The 22,155-nt window shown below is 57.8% G+C and carries 20 protein-coding genes; 18 read left to right on the top strand and 2 right to left on the bottom strand.

Annotated elements, in window-relative coordinates; translation table 11 throughout:
• Nucleotides 1-214: 214 nt before the first annotated feature.
• Complete coding sequence (locus ABLU87_RS13330; RefSeq protein WP_004848892.1) at nucleotides 215-421, top strand: DUF2517 family protein; 207 nt, start codon at nucleotides 215-217, stop codon at nucleotides 419-421.
• Between the two features lie 244 nt (nucleotides 422-665).
• Nucleotides 666-2,114, top strand: coding sequence for a deoxyribodipyrimidine photo-lyase (gene phrB / locus ABLU87_RS13325; protein WP_122117764.1), 1,449 nt, complete (start codon nucleotides 666-668; stop codon nucleotides 2,112-2,114).
• On the opposite strand, the gene dtpD is transcribed toward phrB, so the two are convergent.
• On the bottom strand, nucleotides 2,077-3,558 hold the full coding sequence (gene dtpD, locus ABLU87_RS13320; protein WP_348865955.1) for a dipeptide permease DtpD: 1,482 nt from the start codon (nucleotides 3,556-3,558) through the stop codon (nucleotides 2,077-2,079). The two genes, phrB and dtpD, sit on opposite strands and share 38 nt — an antisense overlap.
• A 270-nt stretch (nucleotides 3,559-3,828) precedes the next feature.
• Between dtpD and ABLU87_RS13315 the strand changes: the two genes are divergently transcribed.
• The 8 genes from ABLU87_RS13315 (at nucleotide 3,829) to nei (ending at nucleotide 10,147) form a co-directional block, all read left to right on the top strand.
• Nucleotides 3,829-4,572: a type 2 GTP cyclohydrolase I gene (locus ABLU87_RS13315; RefSeq protein WP_014228436.1), complete on the top strand. Its 744-nt coding sequence runs from the start codon at nucleotides 3,829-3,831 to the stop codon at nucleotides 4,570-4,572.
• Nucleotides 4,573-4,587: 15 nt separating this feature from the next.
• Nucleotides 4,588-5,244 carry a 5-oxoprolinase subunit PxpB gene (gene pxpB, locus ABLU87_RS13310; RefSeq protein WP_048261204.1) on the top strand — a complete coding sequence of 219 codons (657 nt, stop codon included), beginning with the start codon at nucleotides 4,588-4,590 and terminating at the stop codon, nucleotides 5,242-5,244.
• Nucleotides 5,238-6,170, top strand: coding sequence for a 5-oxoprolinase subunit PxpC (gene pxpC / locus ABLU87_RS13305; protein WP_122117763.1), 933 nt, complete (start codon nucleotides 5,238-5,240; stop codon nucleotides 6,168-6,170). The genes pxpB and pxpC overlap by 7 nt, the downstream gene beginning before the upstream one ends.
• Nucleotides 6,160-6,906 (top strand): 5-oxoprolinase subunit PxpA, encoded by a 747-nt coding sequence (gene pxpA, locus ABLU87_RS13300; RefSeq protein ID WP_004848906.1) that lies wholly within the window; start codon nucleotides 6,160-6,162, stop codon nucleotides 6,904-6,906. The genes pxpC and pxpA overlap by 11 nt, the downstream gene beginning before the upstream one ends.
• A gap of 62 nt (nucleotides 6,907-6,968) precedes the next feature.
• Nucleotides 6,969-7,694 carry a DUF969 domain-containing protein gene (locus ABLU87_RS13295; protein WP_004130515.1) on the top strand — a complete coding sequence of 242 codons (726 nt, stop codon included), beginning with the start codon at nucleotides 6,969-6,971 and terminating at the stop codon, nucleotides 7,692-7,694.
• On the top strand, nucleotides 7,691-8,686 hold the full coding sequence (locus ABLU87_RS13290) for a DUF979 domain-containing protein (RefSeq protein WP_025106370.1): 996 nt from the start codon (nucleotides 7,691-7,693) through the stop codon (nucleotides 8,684-8,686). Before ABLU87_RS13295 ends, ABLU87_RS13290 begins: the two co-directional genes overlap by 4 nt.
• Before the next feature lie 9 nt (nucleotides 8,687-8,695).
• Entirely contained in the window at nucleotides 8,696-9,340 is a 645-nt protein-coding gene (gene pcp / locus ABLU87_RS13285; RefSeq protein ID WP_014228439.1) for a pyroglutamyl-peptidase I, read from the top strand.
• Between the two features lie 15 nt (nucleotides 9,341-9,355).
• Nucleotides 9,356-10,147 (top strand): endonuclease VIII, encoded by a 792-nt coding sequence (gene nei, locus ABLU87_RS13280; RefSeq protein WP_025106369.1) that lies wholly within the window; start codon nucleotides 9,356-9,358, stop codon nucleotides 10,145-10,147.
• Between the two features lie 45 nt (nucleotides 10,148-10,192).
• On the opposite strand, the gene gltA is transcribed toward nei, so the two are convergent.
• The gene (gltA, locus tag ABLU87_RS13275) at nucleotides 10,193-11,476 is read right to left on the bottom strand and encodes a citrate synthase (protein WP_004100276.1); all 1,284 of its coding nucleotides are present in this window, start codon (nucleotides 11,474-11,476) and stop codon (nucleotides 10,193-10,195) included.
• 639 nt (nucleotides 11,477-12,115) lie between these two features.
• Here gltA and sdhC point away from each other — a divergent pair.
• The 8 genes from sdhC to sucD all read left to right on the top strand — a co-directional run bounded on the left by sdhC (nucleotide 12,116) and on the right by sucD (nucleotide 22,044).
• Nucleotides 12,116-12,520, top strand: a complete 405-nt coding sequence (gene sdhC / locus ABLU87_RS13270; RefSeq protein ID WP_014837839.1) for a succinate dehydrogenase cytochrome b556 subunit — start codon at nucleotides 12,116-12,118, stop codon at nucleotides 12,518-12,520.
• Nucleotides 12,514-12,861, top strand: coding sequence for a succinate dehydrogenase membrane anchor subunit (gene sdhD / locus ABLU87_RS13265; RefSeq protein WP_004100278.1), 348 nt, complete (start codon nucleotides 12,514-12,516; stop codon nucleotides 12,859-12,861). Before sdhC ends, sdhD begins: the two co-directional genes overlap by 7 nt.
• Nucleotides 12,861-14,627 (top strand): succinate dehydrogenase flavoprotein subunit, encoded by a 1,767-nt coding sequence (gene sdhA / locus ABLU87_RS13260; protein ID WP_025106368.1) that lies wholly within the window; start codon nucleotides 12,861-12,863, stop codon nucleotides 14,625-14,627. Before sdhD ends, sdhA begins: the two co-directional genes overlap by 1 nt.
• Nucleotides 14,628-14,642: 15 nt before the next feature.
• Nucleotides 14,643-15,359, top strand: coding sequence for a succinate dehydrogenase iron-sulfur subunit SdhB (gene sdhB, locus ABLU87_RS13255; RefSeq protein WP_004130526.1), 717 nt, complete (start codon nucleotides 14,643-14,645; stop codon nucleotides 15,357-15,359).
• Between the two features lie 504 nt (nucleotides 15,360-15,863).
• Nucleotides 15,864-18,671 carry a 2-oxoglutarate dehydrogenase E1 component gene (gene sucA, locus ABLU87_RS13250; RefSeq protein WP_004130528.1) on the top strand — a complete coding sequence of 936 codons (2,808 nt, stop codon included), beginning with the start codon at nucleotides 15,864-15,866 and terminating at the stop codon, nucleotides 18,669-18,671.
• A gap of 14 nt (nucleotides 18,672-18,685) precedes the next feature.
• The gene (odhB, locus tag ABLU87_RS13245) at nucleotides 18,686-19,909 is read left to right on the top strand and encodes a 2-oxoglutarate dehydrogenase complex dihydrolipoyllysine-residue succinyltransferase (protein ID WP_004848921.1); all 1,224 of its coding nucleotides are present in this window, start codon (nucleotides 18,686-18,688) and stop codon (nucleotides 19,907-19,909) included.
• 99 nt (nucleotides 19,910-20,008) lie between these two features.
• On the top strand, nucleotides 20,009-21,175 hold the full coding sequence (gene sucC / locus ABLU87_RS13240) for an ADP-forming succinate--CoA ligase subunit beta (RefSeq protein ID WP_004848923.1): 1,167 nt from the start codon (nucleotides 20,009-20,011) through the stop codon (nucleotides 21,173-21,175).
• The gene (gene sucD, locus ABLU87_RS13235) at nucleotides 21,175-22,044 is read left to right on the top strand and encodes a succinate--CoA ligase subunit alpha (RefSeq protein WP_004100288.1); all 870 of its coding nucleotides are present in this window, start codon (nucleotides 21,175-21,177) and stop codon (nucleotides 22,042-22,044) included. The genes sucC and sucD overlap by 1 nt, the downstream gene beginning before the upstream one ends.
• Nucleotides 22,045-22,155: the final 111 nt, after the last annotated feature.

Here is a 22,155-nt window from a genome sequence, read left to right as displayed (position 1 = left end):
TAAAAATCGCCAAGACCACAATTTAACTAATGGTTAGTATTAATTTAACTTTTTTGTAACTAAGTTACCGGGTGAATGTAAATAAAGGCTAAATACGTGCTTTTTAGTGGTCGGATGAGTAGTAAAATTACAGCCAAAGCGGTACTATTTTAAGCAGAGAAACAGATTAACTTTACCGGCTTTGCTTGCCGGCCTGACAAAGGGGAGAGAAATTATGGCGTTGTACAAAACTTATCCTGCTCATATCATCTTTGCGCGTCGCGCTTTCGCCGTGGCGGCTGGCGTGCTGGCGCTGCCGGTAATGCTGTTCTGGAAAGATCGCGCCCGTTTTTACAGCTGGCTGCACCGCGTGTGGGCGAAAACCAGCGAACAGCCGGTATGGCTGGCGCAGGCTGAAAAAGTCTCCGCAGATTTTTATTAATAACGGTTTATGGCTCAGCGGGCGCGCGCTGCGGAAACGGGCTAATGGATTGATATCCTGGCTTATTTACCCTGTTTTCCCCGGCACAGCGTGCCAACAGATTGCCTTATCATCATGCCGCCGGTTTACCCGGCGGTTTTTTTTTGCCATGAGTGGCTTACACTTATTCACTCCCCGAAGGTTAAGCCTGCGGGAGGGTTAAATATAAGTCGAACTTATCAATTTTCATGATGAAAGGAATGCTATGGCCACCCATCTGGTCTGGTTTCGCGCGGATTTGCGCATCCACGATAACCTGGCGCTCGCCGCCGCCTGCCGCGATCCCCATGCCGAGGTGCTGGGATTATTTATCGCCACGCCTGGGCAATGGCGCCAGCACGGTATGGCGCCGCGCCAGGCGGCGTTTATGGTCAGCCACCTTCATAGCCTGCAAGCGGCGCTGGCCGAAAAGGGGATCCCGCTGCAGATTGAACATGCCGCAGATTTCACCGCCAGCGTGGCGCTGCTCGCCAGCATTTGCCGGCAGCGGCAGGTGACCCATCTGTTTTATAACTACCAGTACGAAATCAATGAACGCCAGCGCGATGCGGCGGTGGAGAAAACCTTAGCGGAGGTGACCTGTCAGGGCTTTGATGACAGCGTTCTGCTGCCGCCGGGCAGCGTACTGACCGGCAGTCGTGAAATGTATAAGGTCTTCACGCCGTTTAAAAATGCCTTTATTCGCCGTTTGCAGGAAGCGCTGCCGGAGTGCGTCGCCGCGCCGCAAGTCCGCGCGGGCGGGCCCATCGCTGCGGCGACTGAAGTGAAAATAGATTATCCGCAGACGCCATTTGATAGCGAGCTGTTCGCCGCGGATGAAAAAAGCGCCATCGCCCGGCTTCGCGGCTTCTGCCAGCAAAAGGCCGCCGACTATGAGCAGCAGCGCGATCTTCCCGCCATCGAGGGGACCAGCCGACTGTCGCCGTGCCTGGCGGTGGGCGCGCTCTCACCGCGCCAGTGCCTGCACCGTTTGCGGGTTGAGCAGCCGCGGGCGCTGGATGGCGAAGCCGGATCGGTATGGCTCAACGAGCTTATCTGGCGCGAGTTTTATCGTCACCTGATGGTTTACTACCCAAACTTGTGTAAGGGGCGGCCTTTTATCGACTGGACCGATAACGTGGCGTGGCTGGACGATAAATCCGCGCTTCAGGCCTGGCAGCGCGGGCAAACCGGCTTCCCGATTGTCGACGCCGCGATGCGTCAGCTTAATGCGACCGGCTGGATGCATAACCGCCTGCGGATGATTGTCGCCAGTTTCCTGGTGAAAGACCTGCGCATCGACTGGCGGCTGGGCGAGCGCTACTTTATCGAACAGCTTATTGATGGCGATCTGGCGGCGAATAACGGCGGCTGGCAGTGGGCGGCATCCACGGGTACCGATGCCGCGCCCTATTTTCGTATTTTTAACCCGACGACCCAGGGAGAGCGCTTCGACAAAGCGGGGCAGTTTATTCGTCAATGGCTGCCGGAGCTGGCCGGGGTACCTGAAAAAGCGGTGCATCAACCGTGGCTGTGGGCGGAGAAACAGGGCGTAACGCTGGATTATCCGCGCCCGATTGTTGACCACAAGCAGGCGCGGCTGGCGACGCTGGCGGCCTGGGAAGCCGCCAGAGAGCTTAAGACTCCATCGCCAGGCGACGAGTCCGGATCTTAACGGCGTGATACAGCCAGATAGCCAGCACCAGGCCGACGCAGGCCAGCGCGCCCCAGGTTATCTGGCTGAACACCTCAATGTAGGCGTTGATCGAGTAGTTGACGGCCCCGGCGGCGTCGAACGACCCCTGCGAGGTTTGATCGGCAATCACGCCTGCCAGATAGTTAGCGATAGCGCCGGAGAGCAGCATATAAATACCAGTCAGCACCCCGGTCACGCCGGGGATCTCAATACGGGTAATCTGCGACATCGCCACCGGGTCGATAAACAGCTCGGCGAAGCCCATCACCGCCAGGCCCAGCACCATCAGCGGCATTGAAGATTGTCCGTAAGCCGCCGACCAGCGTGCGCTGAGGGTCAGGATACAGAAACCGGCGCTCATCAGGCCGAGGCCCAGCGCGAATTTGCCCCAGATGCGCACGGTACGGTTGCCGTTAATATTCTCCTTCACCAGCCACGCCAGCACCACCCCACAGAGCATCACCGCAAAGGCGTTCACCGACTGGAACATCGCGGTCGGTATCTCATAGCCCATAAAATGGCGATTAACAAAACGGTCGATATAGAGGCTGATGGAGCTGCCGCCCTGCTGCGCAAAGGCCCAGAACAGCAGGCTGAAGCAGGTGAGCACCATAATCAGCCGCAGCTCTTTACGCTGCCTGGCGGTCTCCGCCCGCAGGTAGATCCGCGTCAGTACCGCCAGGCCGATAACCGTCGCCACAATCAGCGCGTAAACCGACCACTCCTGCCAGAACAGCACGGTGATCAGCAGCGGCGCGGCGATCAGCAGCACCAGCAGCCAGCCCCAGTTTGGTAAGACGAAAGTCCGCGCCCGCAGCGCTTCGCGATTGACGCCCCGGGTGTGGCGGAAATGGTGATTGCCGCTGAGGAAAATCACCAGCCCGGCGATCATGCCGACGGCCGCCAGCGCGAAGCCCATCGCCCAGCTGTACTCTTCCTGCACGTAGCCGCAGGCGATTGGCGCAACGATAGACCCGACGTTACCCGCCGCGTACATCAGCGAAAAACCGCCGTCGCGGCGCGGGTCGGTGGGTTCATACAGCTCGCCGAGCAGGCAGCTGACGTTGGATTTAAACAGCCCGTAGCCGCAGACAATAATCGCCAGCGACAGATAGAGGAAGGTGGGGGCGATTTCGCTGGCGCCGAGCACCAGATGGCCGATGGCCATCAGCAGCGCGCCGAGCATCACCGCCATGCGGTTGCCCAGCAGCTTATCGGCCAGGAAGCCGCCGAGAATCGGCGTGACGTAGACTAAAGAACAGTAGGCGCTGAACAGCGCATAAGCATGATTATCGTCATACTTGAGCTGGTTGGTGAGATAAAGAATCAGCAGCGCGCGCATGCCGTAAAAACTGAAATATTCGCAGATTTGCAGCGCGACGACGTAATAAATCGCCCGCGGCTGTGAGGATTGTGTGTTCATGTAATGCCTTGTCCTGCCGTAAAAAAGAAAGTCGATCTTTCTGCATGAATAGCCATTAACTAGCGATATTCATGGCCTTATGGGCTTTCTGGTTATTTAATATGCTGTAATAGTGCATAAATATACACGAATGCGCGAACGAGGGAGTAGACAAATTGCGGGATTTCGTGAAAAGTCAAAATGGACGGCGAAGCGGCAGAACTATCGACTGACCGGACGGATACCGTTATGTTATTCCTCTGCATAGAACGATGACCTGGTGGAACGGCAATGAAAAATAGTGAACTGGAACAACTGATTAATGAAAAACTCAATAGCGCGGCCATCAGTGATTACGCCCCCAACGGACTCCAGGTGGAAGGGCGCGAAACGATACAAAAAGTCGTCACCGGCGTGACCGCCAGCCAGGCGCTGCTGGATGAAGCCGTCCGCCTGGAGGCCGATGCGGTGATCGTCCATCACGGCTACTTCTGGAAAGGCGAATCGCCGGTCATCCGCGGCATGAAGCGCAATCGCCTCAAAACGCTGCTGGCTAACGACATTAACCTCTATGGCTGGCACCTGCCGCTCGACGCTCACCCGGAACTGGGCAATAACGCTCAGCTGGCGTCGCTGCTCGGCATCAATGTGATGGGGGAAATTGAACCGCTGGTACCGTGGGGCGAACTGTCGATGGCGGTATCGGGCCTGGAGCTGGCTTCATGGATTGAAGCGCGGCTGGGTCGCAAACCGCTGTGGTGCGGCGACACCGGGCCGGATAAAGTCGCCCGCGTGGCCTGGTGCACCGGCGGTGGGCAAAGCTTTATCGACAGCGCGGCCCGCTTTGGCGTCGATGCGTTTATTACCGGTGAAGTTTCAGAGCAAACCATACACTCGGCGCGCGAGCAGGGGCTGCATTTCTACGCCGCCGGGCACCATGCCACCGAGCGCGGCGGCATTCGCGCGTTAAGCGAATGGCTGACGGAAAATACCGAACTGGACGTCACGTTTATTGATATCCCGAACCCGGCCTGATGAACGGAGGCAAAAGTGCAGCGAGCGCGTTGTTATTTATTAGGTGAAACGGCAGTCGTACTGGAGCTTGAGCCTCCGGTGACGCTGGAAAGCCAGAAGCGGATCTGGCGGTTAACCCAGCGGCTGGTAGGCCATACCGAGGTGGTGGAAGCCATCCCGGGCATGAACAACATTACCGTGATATTGCGCAACCCGCAGCAGACGGCGTGGGACGCGATTGAGCGCCTGCAGCTCTGGTGGGAGGAGTGCGATACGCTCGAACCGGAATCGCGGGAGGTCTCGGTCCCGGTAGTTTATGGCGGCGAATACGGACCGGATCTGGGAGAAATTGCCCGCCACAGCGGCCTGAGCGAAAAGCAGGTGGTTGAGCTGCATTCGTCGGTGGAGTACGTGGTGTGGTTCCTCGGCTTCCAGCCGGGGTTCCCGTACTTCGGCGGCCTGCCGGATCAGCTGGCGATGCCGCGACGGGCGGAGCCGCGCCTGCTGGTTCCCGCCGGGTCCGTCGGTATTGGCGGGGCGCAAACCGGGATCTATCCGCTGGCGACGCCGGGGGGATGGCAGCTGCTGGGGCGTACGCCGCTGGCGCTGTTTGATCCGAAGCGCAAGGAGCCGGTGCTGCTGCGTTCCGGCGACAGAGTGCGTTTCGTGCCGCAAAAGGAGGGCGTATGTTAAAAATTATCCGCGCCGGAATGTATACCTCGGTGCAGGACGGCGGGCGTGAAGGGCTGCGTCAGCTGGGCATCAGCCGCTGTGGCGCTATGGATAAGCCGGCGCTGGTCACCGCTAATCTGCTGGTGGGTAACGGCGCTAACGCCGCGGCGCTGGAGATAACGCTGGGCCAGGTAGATATTCAGTTTGAACGCAGCGGCTGGTTTGCGCTGACCGGCGCCGCCTGCGAGGCGAAGCTCGATGGCGAGCCGGTATGGGTGGGCTGGCGAACGGCGGTCAAGGCCGGGCAGCATCTGGTGCTCAAGAACCCGCAGCACGGCGTGCGCAGCTACCTGGCGGTGGCGGGGGGGATTGCGGTGCCGAAGGTGCTGGGTTCGCGCAGCACCGATCTGAAAGTGGGGATTGGCGGTCTGGAAGGTCGACGTTTGCGGGACGGAGACCGGCTGAAGCTGGGGAAATCGGATAAGCAGTTCCGCGGGCCACGCGGCGTGAAGCAGCTCCCCATCGGCAACCGCATCCGCGCGCTGCCCGGGCCCGAGTACCAGGAGTTTGATAGCGTGTCGCAGGACACGTTCTGGCGCTCGCCGTGGCAGCTTAGCCCGCAGAGCAATCGTATGGGCTATCGTCTGCAGGGGCAACCGCTGAAGCGGACGACCGACCGCGAGATGCTTTCGCACGGCCTGCTGCCCGGCGTGGTACAGGTTCCGCATAATGGCCAGCCCATCGTACTGATGAACGACGCGCAGACCACCGGCGGCTATCCGCGGATTGCGACCATTATCGAGGCTGATATGTACCAGCTGGCGCAGATCCCGCTGGGACAGCCGATCCACTTTGTTCCCTGCTCCCTGGAGGAGGCGCTGAAGGCGCGCGCCGACAGACAACGTTATTTTGAACAGCTGGCATGGAGACTGAACGATGAAGATTGATTTAAACGCCGACCTGGGCGAAGGCTGCGCCAACGATAGCGCGCTGCTGCAGCTGGTCTCTTCTGCCAATATCGCCTGCGGTTTCCATGCGGGCGATGCGGTGATGATGCTGCAGTGCGTCCGCGAAGCGCTAAAATATGGCGTCGCGGTGGGCGCGCATCCCAGCTTCCCTGACCGGGAAAATTTTGGCCGTACGGCGATGCAGCTGCCGCCGGAAACGGTTTATGCGCAAACGCTGTATCAGGTCGGCGCGCTGGCGGCGCTGGTGCGCGCGCAGGGCGGCGAGCTGCAGCACGTCAAGCCGCACGGCATGCTTTATAACCAGGCGGCAAAAGATCCGCAGCTTGCTGACGCTATCGCCAAAGCGGTATATGACGTTGACGCGGGTCTGGTGCTGGTAGGCCTGGCGGGCAGCGAGCTGATTCGCGCCGGGCAGCGTTATCAGCTGACCACCCGCCAGGAGGTCTTCGCCGACCGCGGCTATCTGGCGGACGGCAGCCTGGTGCCGCGCACCCAGCCCGGCGCGCTGATCGAGAGCGAAGAGCAGTCGCTGGCGCAAACCCTGGAAATGGTGCAGCACAGCCGGGTACGCAGCATCACCGGCGAATGGGCGCACGTGGTGGCGGAAACCGTCTGCCTGCACGGCGACGGCGAGCACGCGCTGGATTTTGCGCGCCGCTTGCGCGCGGCGTTTGCCGGGCGCAATATACAGGTCAGTGCGGAAGTAGAAGAATAAAAACAATATTATCAAGCAATTAACATTAGACAACAATTCACAACAACATACAGGATGTAACTATGGGAGAGTCATTATCTCTCTGGCCACTGATCGGCATTGCTGCGATCGTGGTCGGATTTGTTCTGCGTTTTAACCCGGTACTGGTGGTTATTGTGTCCGGGATCATCACGGGTCTGACGGCGCATATGCCGATCGCGACCATTCTGGAAAAGCTTGGAGAAGGATTTCTTAATACCCGCAACCTGCCGTTTATTCTGCTGCTGCCGCTGGCGGTGATTGGCCTGCTGGAGCGGCACGGTCTGAAAGAGCGCGCGCAGACGTGGATCGCGAAGATCCGCAGCGCCACCGCCGGTCGTCTGCTTATCGTCTATCTGTTCGTTCGTGAAGTGACCGCGGCGATGGGCCTCACTAGCCTGGGTGGTCATCCGCAGATGGTGCGCCCGCTGCTGGCGCCGATGGCGGAAGGGGCGGCGGAGAAAAACTTCGGCGCCTTGCCCGGCGAGGTGCGCTATCGTCTGCGCGCGATGTCGGCGGCGACCGACAACGTGGGCCTGTTCTTCGGGGAAGATATTTTCGTCGCCTTCGGGGCGATTATCTTTATGCATAACTTTATGCTGGAGTCGGGCGGCATTCAGACCGAGCCGCTGCATATCGCCCTGTGGGGGATCCCAACGGCGGTCTGCGCCTTCCTGATCCACTCCGCCCGCCTGTGGCGCCTCGACCGCCATCTCCAGCGCGAGCTGGACAAGGTTAACGCCGGGCAGGCGAAAGGCGGTGCCGCATGAATTTTCAGCAAACCTGGCTGTACTGGCTGGCGGGCGCGGTTCTGCTGGTGGTGGCGGTGATGTCATGGCGCGATAAGGCCAACCCGCGCAGGCTGACAACCGGCCTGTTCTGGGGGCTCTATGGCCTGGTGTTTCTGTTTGGCGACTGGACCTATGAGCTGGTCGGCGACAAGCGGGCCGTTAATATCGGCGTTGGCGTGGTGGTGGTGGTGCTGGCGCTGATCGCCGGTTTTGGCGGCGTGCGCCTCGGTCGCTATCATCAGCGCTCGCAGGAAGAACGTACCGCCAGCGCCGCGCGTCTTGGCAACCGGCTGTTTTTCCCGGCGCTGGCGATCCCGGTGGTGACGGTGATCGGCGTGCTGCTGTTTAATAATCTCCCCTCGCTGCAGGTCGCTATCTTTGGCCCGGGCAATCACGCCACGCTGATCACGCTGTTTTCGATGACCGCGGGCACGCTGCTCGGTCTGGTGATGGCTATCCGCATGACCCATGAAACGGCGGCGCAGCCGTTACAGGAAGCCCGCCGCCTGCTGGATTCGGTGGGCTGGGCGTTTATTTTGCCGCAGATCCTCGCGGTGCTCGGGCTGCTGTTTACCGCCGCCGGCGTTGGCAACAGCATCTCCCTGCTGACGCAGCACTACCTGGCGGTAGACAGCCGGTTTATCGCCGTTGCCGTCTATACCCTGGGAATGGCGCTGCTGACGATGGTGATGGGCAACGCTTTCGCCGCGTTTCCTATCGTGACGGCGGGAGTCGGGATCCCGATTCTGGTGCTGCAGCACGGGGGGAACCCGGCGGTGATGGCGGCCATTGGCATGTTCTCCGGCTACTGCGGTACCCTGATGACGCCCATGGCGGCGAACTTCAATATCGTGCCTGCCGCGCTGCTGGAGCTGCCGGATAAAAACGCGGTCATAAAAGCCCAGGTGCCGACCGGCGTTATGCTGCTTATCGTGAACGTATTTTTGCTCTATTTCCTGATGTTCCTGTAAGGAGGGATCATGGCTGGCGTGTTAATTACCGGTTTTGAGCCGTTCGGCGGCGAAGCGGTTAACCCTTCGTGGGAAGTGGTAAAGCGGCTGGATGGCGCTATTATCGGCGGACAGCCGGTGGCGGCGCGGCAGCTGCCGTGCGTCTTTGGCGACGCCCTGACGGCGCTGAACGCCGCGCTGGATGAGCTGGATCCCGTCCTGACCCTGGCGATTGGCCAGGCGGGCGGTCGCGTCGACATCACCGTTGAACGGGTGGCGATCAACGTCGATGATGCGCGGATCCCTGATAATAAAGGCCTGCAGCCGATCGACGTACCGATCGCTGCCGGCGGGCCGGCGGCGTACTTCAGCACGCTGCCGATCAAAGCGATCGTAACCGCCCTGCGCAGCCGGGGGATCCCGGCGTCGGTGTCGCAGACGGCGGGGACGTTTGTCTGTAATCACGTGATGTACGGCCTGCTGCACAGCCTGCGTCATCGCAGCGGCGCGAAGGGCGGGTTTATCCATATTCCGTATTTGCCGGAGCAGGCCGCGGCTCACCCCGGCGAAGCCAGTATGGCGGTAGAGACGGTGCAGGCCGCGCTGGAGACGGCCATCGCCGTTGCCCTGCAGCAGGATGGCGATGTGAAAGTCGGCGGTGGGGCAACGCATTAACACAAGGACAAGATTATGCCGGAAGGTCCGGAAATTCGCCGCGCGGCGGATAGCCTGGAAGCGGCGATTAAAGGCGAACCCCTGACCGGGGCGTGGTTCGCCTTCCCGCAGTTACAACATTACCAATCTCAGCTGGTCGGCCAGCGAGTGACGCACATTGAAACTCGCGGTAAGGCGCTGCTGACCCACTTCTCCGGCGGGCTAACGCTGTATAGCCACAATCAGCTGTACGGCGTCTGGCGAGTGGTGGACGCGGGGGAGCAGCCTGAAACGACGCGCGTTCTGCGCGTTCGGCTGCAGACCGCGCGCAGGGCGATTTTGCTCTACAGCGCCTCTGATATTGAGATGCTGACGCCCGAGCAGCTCGCCCGCCATCCGTTTTTGCTGCGGGTCGGGCCGGATGTGCTCGATATGCGCCTTAGCGTTGAACAGGTCAAAGCGCGGCTGCTGTCGGCGAAATTCCGCAACCGCCAGTTCTCCGGTCTGCTGCTGGATCAGGCGTTTCTTGCCGGATTAGGCAACTATCTGCGCGTGGAGATCCTCTGGCAGGTGGGGCTGACCGGGCGGCATAAAGCCTCTGAACTGGATGAAAAACAGCTTGATGCGCTGGCGCATGCGCTGCTGGAGATCCCGCGCTTGTCCTACAACACCCGCGGTCTGGTGGACGAGAATAAGCACCACGGCGCGCTGTTTCGCTTTAAGGTTTTTCATCGCGAAGGGGAGGCCTGCGAGCGCTGCGGCGGAATAATCGAGAGAACGATGCTATCGTCGCGGCCGTTTTACTGGTGCCCGGGATGTCAGCAATAAAAAAACGCGCCTTCAGGCGCGTTTTTTGTCGCTGCGATAGCCTTCTTAACGGGCGATATCGTTTTTGAAATCGCGCTTTTCGTAGCCGGTATACAGCTGGCGCGGACGGGCGATTTTCATGCCGTCGCTGTGCATTTCGTTCCAGTGCGCAATCCAGCCCACGGTACGCGCCATCGCGAAGATAACGGTAAACATAGAAGACGGAATGCCCATCGCTTTGAGGATGATACCGGAGTAGAAATCGACGTTCGGGTAGAGTTTCTTCTCGATGAAGTACGGGTCGTTGAGCGCGATGTGCTCAAGCTCCATGGCCACTTCCAGCAGATCGTCTTTGGTACCGAGCTCTTTCAGCACTTCGTGGCAGGTCTCACGCATAACGGTGGCGCGCGGGTCGTAATTTTTGTACACGCGGTGGCCAAAGCCCATCAGGCGGAAAGAGTCGTTTTTGTCTTTCGCGCGACGGACGAATTCCGGAATGTGTTCAACGGAGCTGATCTCTTCGAGCATCTTCAGCGCCGCTTCGTTGGCGCCGCCGTGTGCCGGTCCCCACAGGGAGGCAATACCCGCAGCGATGCAGGCAAACGGGTTCGCGCCGGAAGAGCCGGCGGTACGTACGGTGGACGTTGAAGCGTTCTGTTCGTGGTCGGCGTGCAGGATCAGGATACGGTCCATGGCGCGTTCCAGAATCGGATTCACTTCATATTTTTCACACGGCGTGGAGAACATCATATTCAGGAAGTTACCCGCGTAGGAGAGGTCGTTGCGCGGATAAACGAAAGGCTGGCCGATAGAGTACTTGTAACACATTGCCGCCATCGTCGGCATTTTGGAGAGCAGGCGGAATGCGGCGATATCGCGGTGGCGTGGGTTATTCACATCCAGCGAATCGTGATAGAACGCGGCCAGCGCACCGGTGATACCGCACATGACGGCCATCGGGTGAGAATCGCGGCGGAACGCGTGGAACAGACGGGTAATCTGTTCGTGAATCATGGTGTGGCGGGTAACGATGGTTTTGAATTCGTCGTACTGGGCCTGGGTCGGCTTCTCACCGTTCAGCAGGATGTAGCATACTTCCAGATAGTTGGAGTCGGTTGCTAACTGATCGATCGGGAAACCGCGGTGCAGCAGGATACCTTCATCACCGTCGATAAAGGTGATTTTAGATTCGCAGGATGCGGTGGAGGTAAAACCAGGGTCAAAAGTAAACACGCCTTTTGAACCAAGACTACGAATATCAATAACATCCTGACCGAGCGTGCCCTTTAGCACATCCAGTTCGATAGCAGTATCACCACCCAGGGTGATTTTTGCTTTAGCATCAGACATTTATGGTCTCCTTAGCGCCTTTATTGCTTAAGGCTGCCGGGTGGTGGATTTGCATTCAGCCCGTAGCAGATGACATTACCAGTTTGTTATGTTGCACATCGCTCTGCGTCGCGAAAAGGGCAGGGTACAGAGCAAGGGCGCTTGATGGTACGTCTTCAGCCTACGACGAAACAACAGCAAATCAGCGTTTTAGCAGCCCGAATATTATAAAACTATATACCACTAATAACTGTCCTGATTACATCGGTCAATACTCTCTCACTGTTGCATAACTTATTCTCAGGTAAAAGAGTGACCCCATAACTTTTGCGTATTATTGCATTTATCTGGTAATGGTTGTAACAATAATGTTTAATATTTGTCAAATAAGATGATTAAAAATTAAAAATATGTTGTTATCGTGACATGGATCACTGTTCGGGAGAAAACCCGACAAACTATATGTAGGTTAATTGTAATGATTTTGTGAACGGCCTATACTGCCGCCAGGTCTCCGGAACACCCTGCAATCCCGAGCCACCCAGCGTTATTTTGTCACGCTTTAACTCCTGGAAAGGCGTTTTAACATGACTTTTAGTTATAGATAAGGACGCTGTCTGACCCGCAAGCAGACCGGAGGAAGGAAACAATAAGAACAGCATGTGGGCGTTATTCATGGTAAGAAATGTGAAAAAACAAAGACCTGTCAATCTGGATCTGCAAACGATCCGGTTCCCAATCACGGCGATAGCGTCCATTCTCCATCGCGTATCCGGAGTGATCACCTTCGTGGCGATCGGGATTCTGCTTTGGCTGCTGGGCACCAGCCTTTCCTCTCCCGAAGGTTTTCTCACTGCGGCATCCATTATGGATAGCTTCTTTGTGAAGTTCATCATGTGGGGCATCCTGACCGCGCTGGCGTATCACGCGGTGGTCGGTATTCGCCACCTGCTGATGGATTTTGGCTACCTTGAAGAAACCCTCGAAGTAGGGACACGCTCCGCCAAAATTTCTTTTGTTATTACTGTCGTGCTTTCACTTCTCGCAGGAGTCCTCGTATGGTAAGCAACGCCTCAGCACTAGGACGCAACGGCGTACATGACTTTATTCTGGTCCGTGCTACCGCTATCGTTCTGACCCTCTACATCATCTATATGGTTGGCTTCTTTGCCACCACCGGTGAAATTTCATGGGAAGTCTGGACGGGCTTTTTCTCCTCCGCGTTCACTAAAGTCTTCACCCTGCTGGCTCTCGTTTCCATTCTGATCCACGCCTGGATCGGGATGTGGCAGGTATTAACGGACTACGTTAAACCACTGGCCGTGCGCTTAATTCTGCAACTGCTGATCGTTGTTGCGCTGGTGGCTTACGTTCTTTATGGATTTGTTGTGGTGTGGGGTGTGTAATGAAATTGCCTGTCAGAGAATTTGATGCTGTTGTCATTGGTGCCGGCGGCGCAGGTATGCGCGCGGCGCTGCAGATTTCCCAGAGCGGCCAGACCTGTGCGCTGCTCTCTAAAGTTTTTCCGACCCGTTCCCATACCGTTTCTGCGCAGGGTGGTATCACCGTCGCGCTCGGTAATACTCATGAAGATAACTGGGAATGGCATATGTACGACACCGTTAAGGGGTCGGACTACATTGGCGATCAGGACGCCATCGAATACATGTGTAAAACCGGCCCGGAAGCGATTCTGGAGCTGGATCATATGGGTCTGCCGTTCTCGCGTCTCGAAAATGGCACGATTTATCAGCGTCCGTTCGGCGGCCAGTCGAAAAACTTCGGCGGCGAGCAGGCGGCACGTACCGCTGCGGCGGCTGACCGTACCGGTCACGCGCTGCTGCACACTCTCTATCAACAGAACCTGAAAAATCACACCACTATTTTCTCCGAGTGGTACGCGCTGGATCTGGTGAAAAACGCCGATGGCGCGGTGGTCGGTTGTACCGCCCTGTGTATCGAAACCGGTGAAGTGGTTTACTTCAAGGCTCGCGCCACCGTGCTGGCTACCGGCGGCGCCGGTCGTATCTACCAGTCCACCACCAATGCCCATATCAATACCGGCGACGGCGTTGGTATGGCGATCCGCGCCGGCGTGCCGGTGCAGGATATGGAAATGTGGCAGTTCCACCCGACCGGTATCGCCGGGGCGGGCGTTCTGGTGACAGAAGGCTGCCGCGGTGAAGGCGGCTACCTGCTGAACAAACACGGCGAACGTTTCATGGAACGTTATGCCCCGAATGCGAAAGACCTGGCGGGTCGCGACGTGGTGGCGCGTTCCATCATGATCGAAATCCGTGAAGGTCGCGGCTGCGATGGTCCGTGGGGCCCGCACGCCAAGCTGAAGCTCGATCACCTCGGTAAAGAAGTGCTGGAATCCCGCCTGCCGGGTATCCTGGAGCTCTCCCGCACCTTTGCCCACGTCGACCCGGTAAAAGAGCCGATTCCGGTTATCCCAACCTGCCACTATATGATGGGCGGTATTCCGACCAAAGTGAGCGGACAGGCGCTGACCGTCAACGAGCAGGGTGAAGATGTGGTTATTCCGGGACTGTTCGCGGTAGGCGAAATCGCCTGCGTATCGGTACACGGCGCGAACCGTCTGGGCGGCAACTCGCTGCTTGACCTGGTGGTCTTTGGCCGCGCGGTGGGTCTGCACCTGCAAGAGTCTATCGCCGAGCAGGGCGTACTGCGCGACGCGACGGATGAAGAGATCGACGCTTCTCTGGAACGTTTGAACCGCTGGAACGGCAACCGGAATGGTGAAGACCCGGTCGAAATCCGCAAAGCGCTGCAAGAGTGTATGCAGCATAACTTCTCGGTCTTCCGCGAAGGGGATGCAATGGCGAAGGGCCTTGAGCAGCTGAAAGCCATCCGCGAGCGTCTGAAAAACGCCCGCCTGGATGATACTTCCAGCGAGTTCAACACCCAGCGCGTTGAGTGCCTGGAGCTGGATAACCTGATGGAAACCGCTTACGCCACCGCGATGTCTGCGAACTACCGTACCGAAAGCCGCGGCGCGCATAGCCGCTTCGACTTCCCGGATCGTGATGATGAAAACTGGCTGTGCCATTCCCTGTATCTGCCAGAGTCGGAATCCATGACGCGTCGTAGCGTCAATATGGAACCGAAGCTGCGTCCGGCATTCCCGCCGAAGATTCGTACTTATTAATGCGGAGACAGGAATATGAAACTCGAGTTTTCAGTTTATCGTTATAACCCGGACGTAGACGATGCTCCGCGCATGCAGGATTACACCCTGGAAGCGGAAGAGGGTCGCGACATGATGCTGCTGGACGCGTTAATCCAGCTGAAAGAGAAAGACCCGTCGCTGTCGTTCCGCCGCTCCTGCCGTGAAGGGGTTTGTGGCTCCGACGGTCTGAACATGAACGGGAAAAATGGTCTGGCGTGCATCACGCCGATCTCCGCGCTGAATCAGCCGGGTAAGAAAATTGTTATCCGTCCGCTGCCAGGATTACCGGTTATCCGTGATTTGGTGGTAGACATGGGGCAATTCTATGCACAATATGAGAAGATTAAGCCTTACTTGTTGAATAATGGGCAAAATCCTCCGGCTCGCGAGCATCTGCAGTCGCCAGAGCAGCGTGAGAAACTCGATGGTTTGTACGAGTGTATTCTCTGCGCATGTTGTTCAACGTCTTGCCCGTCGTTCTGGTGGAACCCGGACAAGTTTATCGGCCCGGCCGGCCTGCTGGCCGCGTATCGCTTCCTGATCGACAGTCGCGATACCGAAACCAGCGAGCGCCTCGAAGGGCTGAGCGATGCTTTCAGCGTATTCCGCTGTCACAGCATTATGAACTGCGTCAGTGTGTGTCCTAAGGGGCTGAACCCGACGCGCGCCATCGGCCATATTAAGTCGATGCTGCTGCAGCGCAGTGCGTAAGTAACCCGGTCTGCCCCGGATGGCGCTAGCGCTTATCCGGGCTACCAAAAGCAGTAGCCCCGGCAGCGTTCGTGCCGCCGGGAAATGAATACCCTAAATAATTCGAGTTACAGGACGGCGGCGACGCAGCGAATCCTCAGGAGCTTACTCAAGTAAGTGACTGGGGTGAGTGAGGAAAGCCAACGCACATGTAACTTGAAGTATGAAGGGGATAGCAGGAAATCTTTAAAAACCGCCAAATATGTACCAGTAATCAAGGCGTTCAGAGCGAGGTAAGGCGGCAACTGAACGCATCTCCGGGAGCATAGTGAACTATGTGACCGGGGTAAGTGAAGGCAGCTAACGCAACCGCAGCCTGAACGCCGAAGATTAATGGCAGTTTTTAAAGGTTCCTTAGCGGACGAAACCACAACTCATCCGCAACAAGTGAACCCCGGCACGTACAACTTCTGTGCGTGGTAGTTTCTACGGCGAAATAAGCATATAAATGCTTAAGGGATCACGATGCAGAACGGCGCAATGAAAGCCTGGCTGGACTCTTCTTACCTCTCTGGTTCGAACCAGAGCTGGATAGAACAGCTCTATGAAGACTTCTTAACCGATCCTGACTCTGTTGACGCCAACTGGCGTTCTATGTTCCAGCAGTTACCTGGCACCGGAGTCAAACCGGATCAATTTCATTCCAAAACGCGTGATTATTTCCGCCGCCTGGCGAAGGATGCCTCGCGTTACACTTCTTCGATTTCCGACCCTGACACCAATGTGAAGCAGGTTAAAGTCCTGCAGCTCATCAACGCATACCGCTTCCGCGGTCACCAGCATGCGAATCTCGATCCGCTGGGACTGTGGCAGCAAGAGAGAGTGGCGGATCTCGATCCGGCATACCACGATCTGACCGAGGCCGATTTCCAGGAGATCTATAACGTAGGTTCTTTTGCCATCGGTAAAGACACGATGAAGCTGGGCGATCTGATCTCTGCCCTGAAGCAAACCTATTGCGGCTCCATCGGCGCGGAATATATGCACATTACTTCTACCGAAGAAAAACGCTGGATCCAGCAGCGTATCGAGTCGGTAGCAGGCAAAGCGAGCTTTAGCGCCGAAGAGAAAAAACGCTTCCTGAGCGAGCTGACCGCGGCGGAAGGCCTCGAACGCTACCTCGGGGCGAAATTCCCGGGCGCAAAACGCTTCTCGCTGGAAGGCGGCGATGCGCTGATCCCGATGCTCAAAGAGATTATCCGCCACGCGGGTAAGAGCGGCACCCGCGAAGTGGTGCTGGGCATGGCGCACCGCGGTCGTCTGAACGTACTGGTCAACGTGCTGGGTAAAAAACCGCAGGACCTGTTCGACGAATTTGCCGGTAAACATAAAGAACACCTCGGTACCGGTGACGTGAAGTACCACATGGGCTTCTCGTCCGACATGGAAACCGAAGGCGGCCTGGTGCACCTGGCGCTGGCGTTTAACCCGTCGCACCTGGAAATCGTCAGCCCGGTGGTTATCGGCTCCGTACGCGCTCGCCTCGATCGTCTCGACGAACCGAGCAGCAACAAAGTTCTGCCGATCACCATTCACGGCGACGCCGCGGTCACCGGCCAGGGCGTGGTTCAGGAAACCCTGAACATGTCCAAAGCGCGCGGTTACGAAGTGGGCGGTACCGTACGCATCGTGATTAACAACCAGGTGGGATTCACCACGTCTAACCCGCTGGATGCGCGTTCTACCCCGTACTGCACCGACATCGGTAAGATGGTGCAGTCGCCGATTTTCCACGTCAACGCCGATGACCCGGAAGCGGTCGCTTTCGTGACCCGCCTGGCGCTGGATTTCCGTAATACCTTCAAACGCGATGTCTTCATCGACCTGGTTTGCTACCGCCGTCACGGCCACAACGAAGCCGACGAGCCGAGCGCAACCCAGCCGCTGATGTATCAGAAAATCAAAAAGCATCCGACCCCGCGCAAAATCTACGCTGACAAGCTGGAAGCCGATAAGGTCGCGACGCTGGAAGACGCTACCGAGCAGGTTAACCTCTACCGCGACGCGCTGGATGCCGGCGAATGCGTGGTGCAGGAGTGGCGTCCGATGAACATGCACTCCTTTACCTGGTCCCCATACCTCAACCACGAGTGGGATGAGAGCTATCCGGACAAAGTTGAACCTAAGCGTCTGCAGGAGCTGGCGAAACGCATCAGTACGGTGCCGGAAGCCGTTGAGATGCAGTCGCGCGTCGCGAAAATCTATGGCGATCGTCAGGCAATGGCCGCCGGCGAGAAGCTGTTCGACTGGGGCGGCGCGGAAAACCTCGCCTACGCCACGCTGGTCGATGAAGGTATTTCGGTGCGTCTGTCCGGCGAAGACTCCGGGCGCGGGACCTTCTTCCACCGCCACGCGGTGATCCATAACCAGAAAAATGGTTCAACCTATACGCCGCTGCAGCACGTCCACAACGGTCAGGGCCATTTTAAAGTCTGGGACTCCGTGCTGTCGGAAGAAGCGGTCCTGGCGTTTGAATACGGCTATGCCACCGCAGAGCCGCGTACTCTGACCATCTGGGAAGCGCAGTTCGGCGACTTCGCCAACGGCGCGCAGGTGGTTATCGACCAGTTCATCAGCTCCGGCGAGCAGAAGTGGGGCCGTATGTGCGGTCTGGTGATGCTGCTGCCGCACGGCTACGAAGGCCAGGGGCCGGAGCACTCCTCCGCGCGTCTGGAACGCTATCTGCAGCTCTGCGCCGAGCAGAACATGCAGGTTTGCGTACCGTCCACGCCGGCGCAGGTTTACCATATGCTGCGTCGTCAGGCGCTGCGCGGTATGCGTCGCCCGCTAATTGTGATGTCGCCGAAATCGCTGCTGCGTCACCCGCTGGCGGTATCGAGCATGGACGAACTGGCTAACGGCACCTTCCAGCCGGCAATTGGTGAAATCGACGATCTCGACCCGAAAGCCGTGAAGCGTGTTGTGCTGTGCTCTGGTAAGGTTTATTACGACCTGCTGGAACAGCGCCGCAAGAAAGAGCAAAAAGATGTCGCTATCGTTCGCATAGAGCAGCTCTACCCGTTCCCGCACCAGGCGGTACAGGAAGCGCTGAAACCGTATGCGCACGTGCATGATTTTGTCTGGTGTCAGGAAGAACCGCTCAACCAGGGCGCGTGGTACTGCAGCCAGCATCACTTCCGTGAAGTGATTCCGTTTGGGGCCTCTCTGCGTTATGCAGGCCGCCCGGCCTCCGCCTCTCCGGCGGTAGGATACCTGTCCGTTCACCAGAAACAGCAACAAGATCTGGTCAATGACGCGCTGAACGTCGATTAATTAAAGGATACATAATGAGTAGCGTAGATATTCTGGTTCCCGACCTGCCTGAGTCCGTAGCTGACGCAACGGTTGCCACCTGGCATAAAAAACCGGGCGATGCGGTTGTTCGTGACGAAGTGCTGGTAGAAATCGAAACTGACAAAGTGGTACTGGAAGTACCGGCTTCAGCGGATGGCATTCTGGACGCGGTGATTGAAGACGAAGGCGCTACCGTGCTCTCTCGTCAGATCCTGGGCCGCCTGCGTGAAGGCAACAGCGCGGGCAAAGAGTCCGGTGCGAAAGCCGATGCCAAAGAGTCGACGCCGGCCCAGCGCCAGCAGGCTTCTCTGGAAGAACAAAACAACGATGCGCTGAGCCCGGCGATTCGCCGTCTTCTGGCGGAACACAGCCTCGACGCGGCGGCCATTAAAGGCACCGGCGTTGGCGGCCGCCTGACCCGTGAAGACGTGGAGAAGCATCTGGCGAGCGCTCCGGCTAAAGCTGAAGCGCCGGCGGCTGCTCCCGCTGCTGCTGCTCCGGCGGCGCAGCTGGGCAACCGCTCGGAAAAACGCGTGCCGATGACCCGTCTGCGCAAACGCGTTGCCGAGCGTCTGCTGGAAGCGAAAAACTCCACCGCCATGCTGACGACCTTCAACGAAGTCAACATGAAGCCGATTATGGATCTGCGTAAGCAGTACGGTGACGCGTTTGAAAAACGTCACGGTATCCGCCTGGGCTTCATGTCCTTCTACGTGAAGGCGGTCGTGGAAGCGCTGAAACGTTATCCGGAAGTGAACGCCTCTATCGATGGCGACGACGTGGTGTACCACAACTATTTCGACGTCAGCATGGCGGTCTCCACGCCTCGCGGCCTGGTCACCCCGGTTCTGCGCGACGTCGATCTGCTGGGCATGGCGGATATCGAGAAGAAAATTAAAGAGCTGGCAGTAAAAGGCCGCGACGGCAAGCTGACCGTAGACGACCTGACCGGCGGTAACTTCACCATTACCAACGGCGGCGTATTCGGTTCTCTGATGTCCACGCCGATCATCAACCCGCCGCAGAGCGCGATTCTGGGCATGCATGCCATTAAAGATCGTCCGATGGCGGTGAATGGTAAGGTGGAAATTCTGCCGATGATGTACCTGGCGCTCTCCTATGACCATCGTCTGATCGACGGACGTGAGTCGGTTGGCTACCTGGTTGCGATTAAAGAGCTGCTGGAAGACCCGACTCGTCTGCTGCTGGACGTGTAGTCAGCAAGAGTATGACCTACCGTAGGCCGGGTAAAGCGCGCGAGCGCCGTTATCAGGCCTACAGGTTTATAATTATTCCCTGAAGGATGGACTGAACACATGAACTTACATGAATATCAGGCAAAACAACTCTTTGCCCGCTATGGCTTACCGGCGCCGGTGGGTTATGCCTGTACTACTCCGCGTGAAGCAGAAGAAGCCGCTTCAAAAATCGGCGCGGGTCCGTGGGTAGTGAAATGTCAGGTTCACGCTGGTGGCCGCGGCAAAGCGGGCGGTGTGAAAGTAGTGAAGAGCAAAGAAGACATTCGCGCATTTGCTGAACACTGGCTGGGCAAACGCCTCGTCACCTATCAAACAGATGCGAACGGCCAGCCGGTTAACCAGATTCTGGTTGAAGCGGCGACCGATATTGATAAAGAGCTGTACCTGGGCGCGGTTGTTGACCGTAGCTCCCGTCGCGTGGTCTTTATGGCCTCTACCGAAGGCGGCGTGGAAATCGAAAAAGTGGCGGAAGAGACTCCGCACCTGATCCACAAAATCGCCATCGATCCGCTGGCGGGTCCGATGCCTTACCAGGGCCGCGAACTGGCGTTCAAACTGGGTCTGGAAGGTAAACAGGTTCAGCAGTTCACCAAAATCTTTATGGGCCTGGCGACGATTTTCCTTGAGCGCGACCTGGCGCTGATCGAAATCAACCCGCTGGTGATCACTAAGCAGGGCGACCTGATCTGTCTCGACGGTAAACTGGGCGCTGACGGCAACGCGCTGTTCCGCCAGCCGGATCTGCGCGAAATGCGCGACCAGTCGCAGGAAGATCCGCGCGAAGCTCAGGCGGCGCAGTGGGAACTGAACTACGTCGCGCTGGACGGCAACATCGGCTGCATGGTGAACGGCGCGGGCCTGGCCATGGGTACCATGGACATCGTTAAGCTGCACGGCGGCGAACCGGCTAACTTCCTCGACGTTGGCGGCGGCGCAACCAAAGAGCGCGTCACCGAAGCGTTTAAAATCATCCTCTCTGACGACAACGTAAAAGCGGTTCTGGTTAACATCTTCGGCGGTATCGTACGCTGCGACCTGATTGCCGACGGCATCATCGGCGCGGTAGCCGAAGTGGGCGTTAACGTCCCGGTAGTGGTTCGTCTGGAAGGTAACAACGCCGAACTGGGCGCGAAGAAACTGGCTGACAGCGGCCTGAATATTATTGCAGCGAAAAGTCTGACGGATGCAGCTCAGCAGGTTGTTGCCGCAGTGGAGGGGAAATAATGTCCGTTTTAATTAATAAAGATACCAAGGTTATCTGCCAGGGCTTCACCGGTAGCCAGGGTACATTCCACTCTGAACAAGCCATCGCTTACGGTACGCAAATGGTTGGCGGCGTAACGCCGGGCAAAGGCGGCACCACCCATCTGGGCCTGCCGGTGTTCAACACCGTGCGCGAAGCGGTAGAAGCGACCGGCGCAACCGCATCCGTTATCTACGTTCCGGCGCCGTTCTGCAAAGACTCCATCCTGGAAGCTATCGATGCAGGCATTAAGCTGATTATCACCATCACCGAAGGCATCCCGACGCTGGATATGCTGACCGTGAAGGTGAAGCTGGATGAAGCGGGCGTGCGCATGATCGGGCCAAACTGCCCGGGCGTGATCACCCCAGGCGAATGCAAAATCGGCATCATGCCGGGCCACATTCACCAGCCGGGTAAAGTGGGCATCGTTTCCCGTTCCGGTACCCTGACCTATGAAGCGGTTAAGCAGACCACTGATTACGGCTTCGGCCAGTCCACCTGCGTGGGCATCGGCGGCGACCCGATCCCGGGCTCTAACTTCATCGATATCCTGAAGCTGTTCCAGGAAGATCCGCAGACCGAAGCGATCGTCATGATCGGTGAGATCGGCGGTAGCGCGGAAGAAGAAGCGGCCGCTTACATCAAAGATCACGTAACCAAACCGGTTGTCGGCTACATCGCCGGCGTGACCGCGCCGAAAGGCAAACGTATGGGTCACGCGGGCGCCATCATTGCCGGTGGTAAAGGGACGGCGGATGAGAAATTCGCCGCGCTGGAAGCCGCTGGCGTGAAGACCGTTCGCAGCCTGGCCGATATCGGCGAAGCGCTGAAAACCGTAATTAAGTAATAAGTAAAAAAACAGCCCTGACGTTCTGCATGGTTAAGGGCTGGTCCAATTTCGACATGGTTGGCCATCTGATGATGGCCTTTTTTTGCCTGCCACTGCGCCATCAGGCGT

The organism is Klebsiella sp. CB_Kp196, assembly GCF_040061575.1.
In the GTDB taxonomy this organism is placed as follows: Bacteria; Pseudomonadota; Gammaproteobacteria; order Enterobacterales; family Enterobacteriaceae; genus Klebsiella; species Klebsiella michiganensis.
This window is presented reverse-complemented; position numbering and strand designations above follow the sequence as displayed.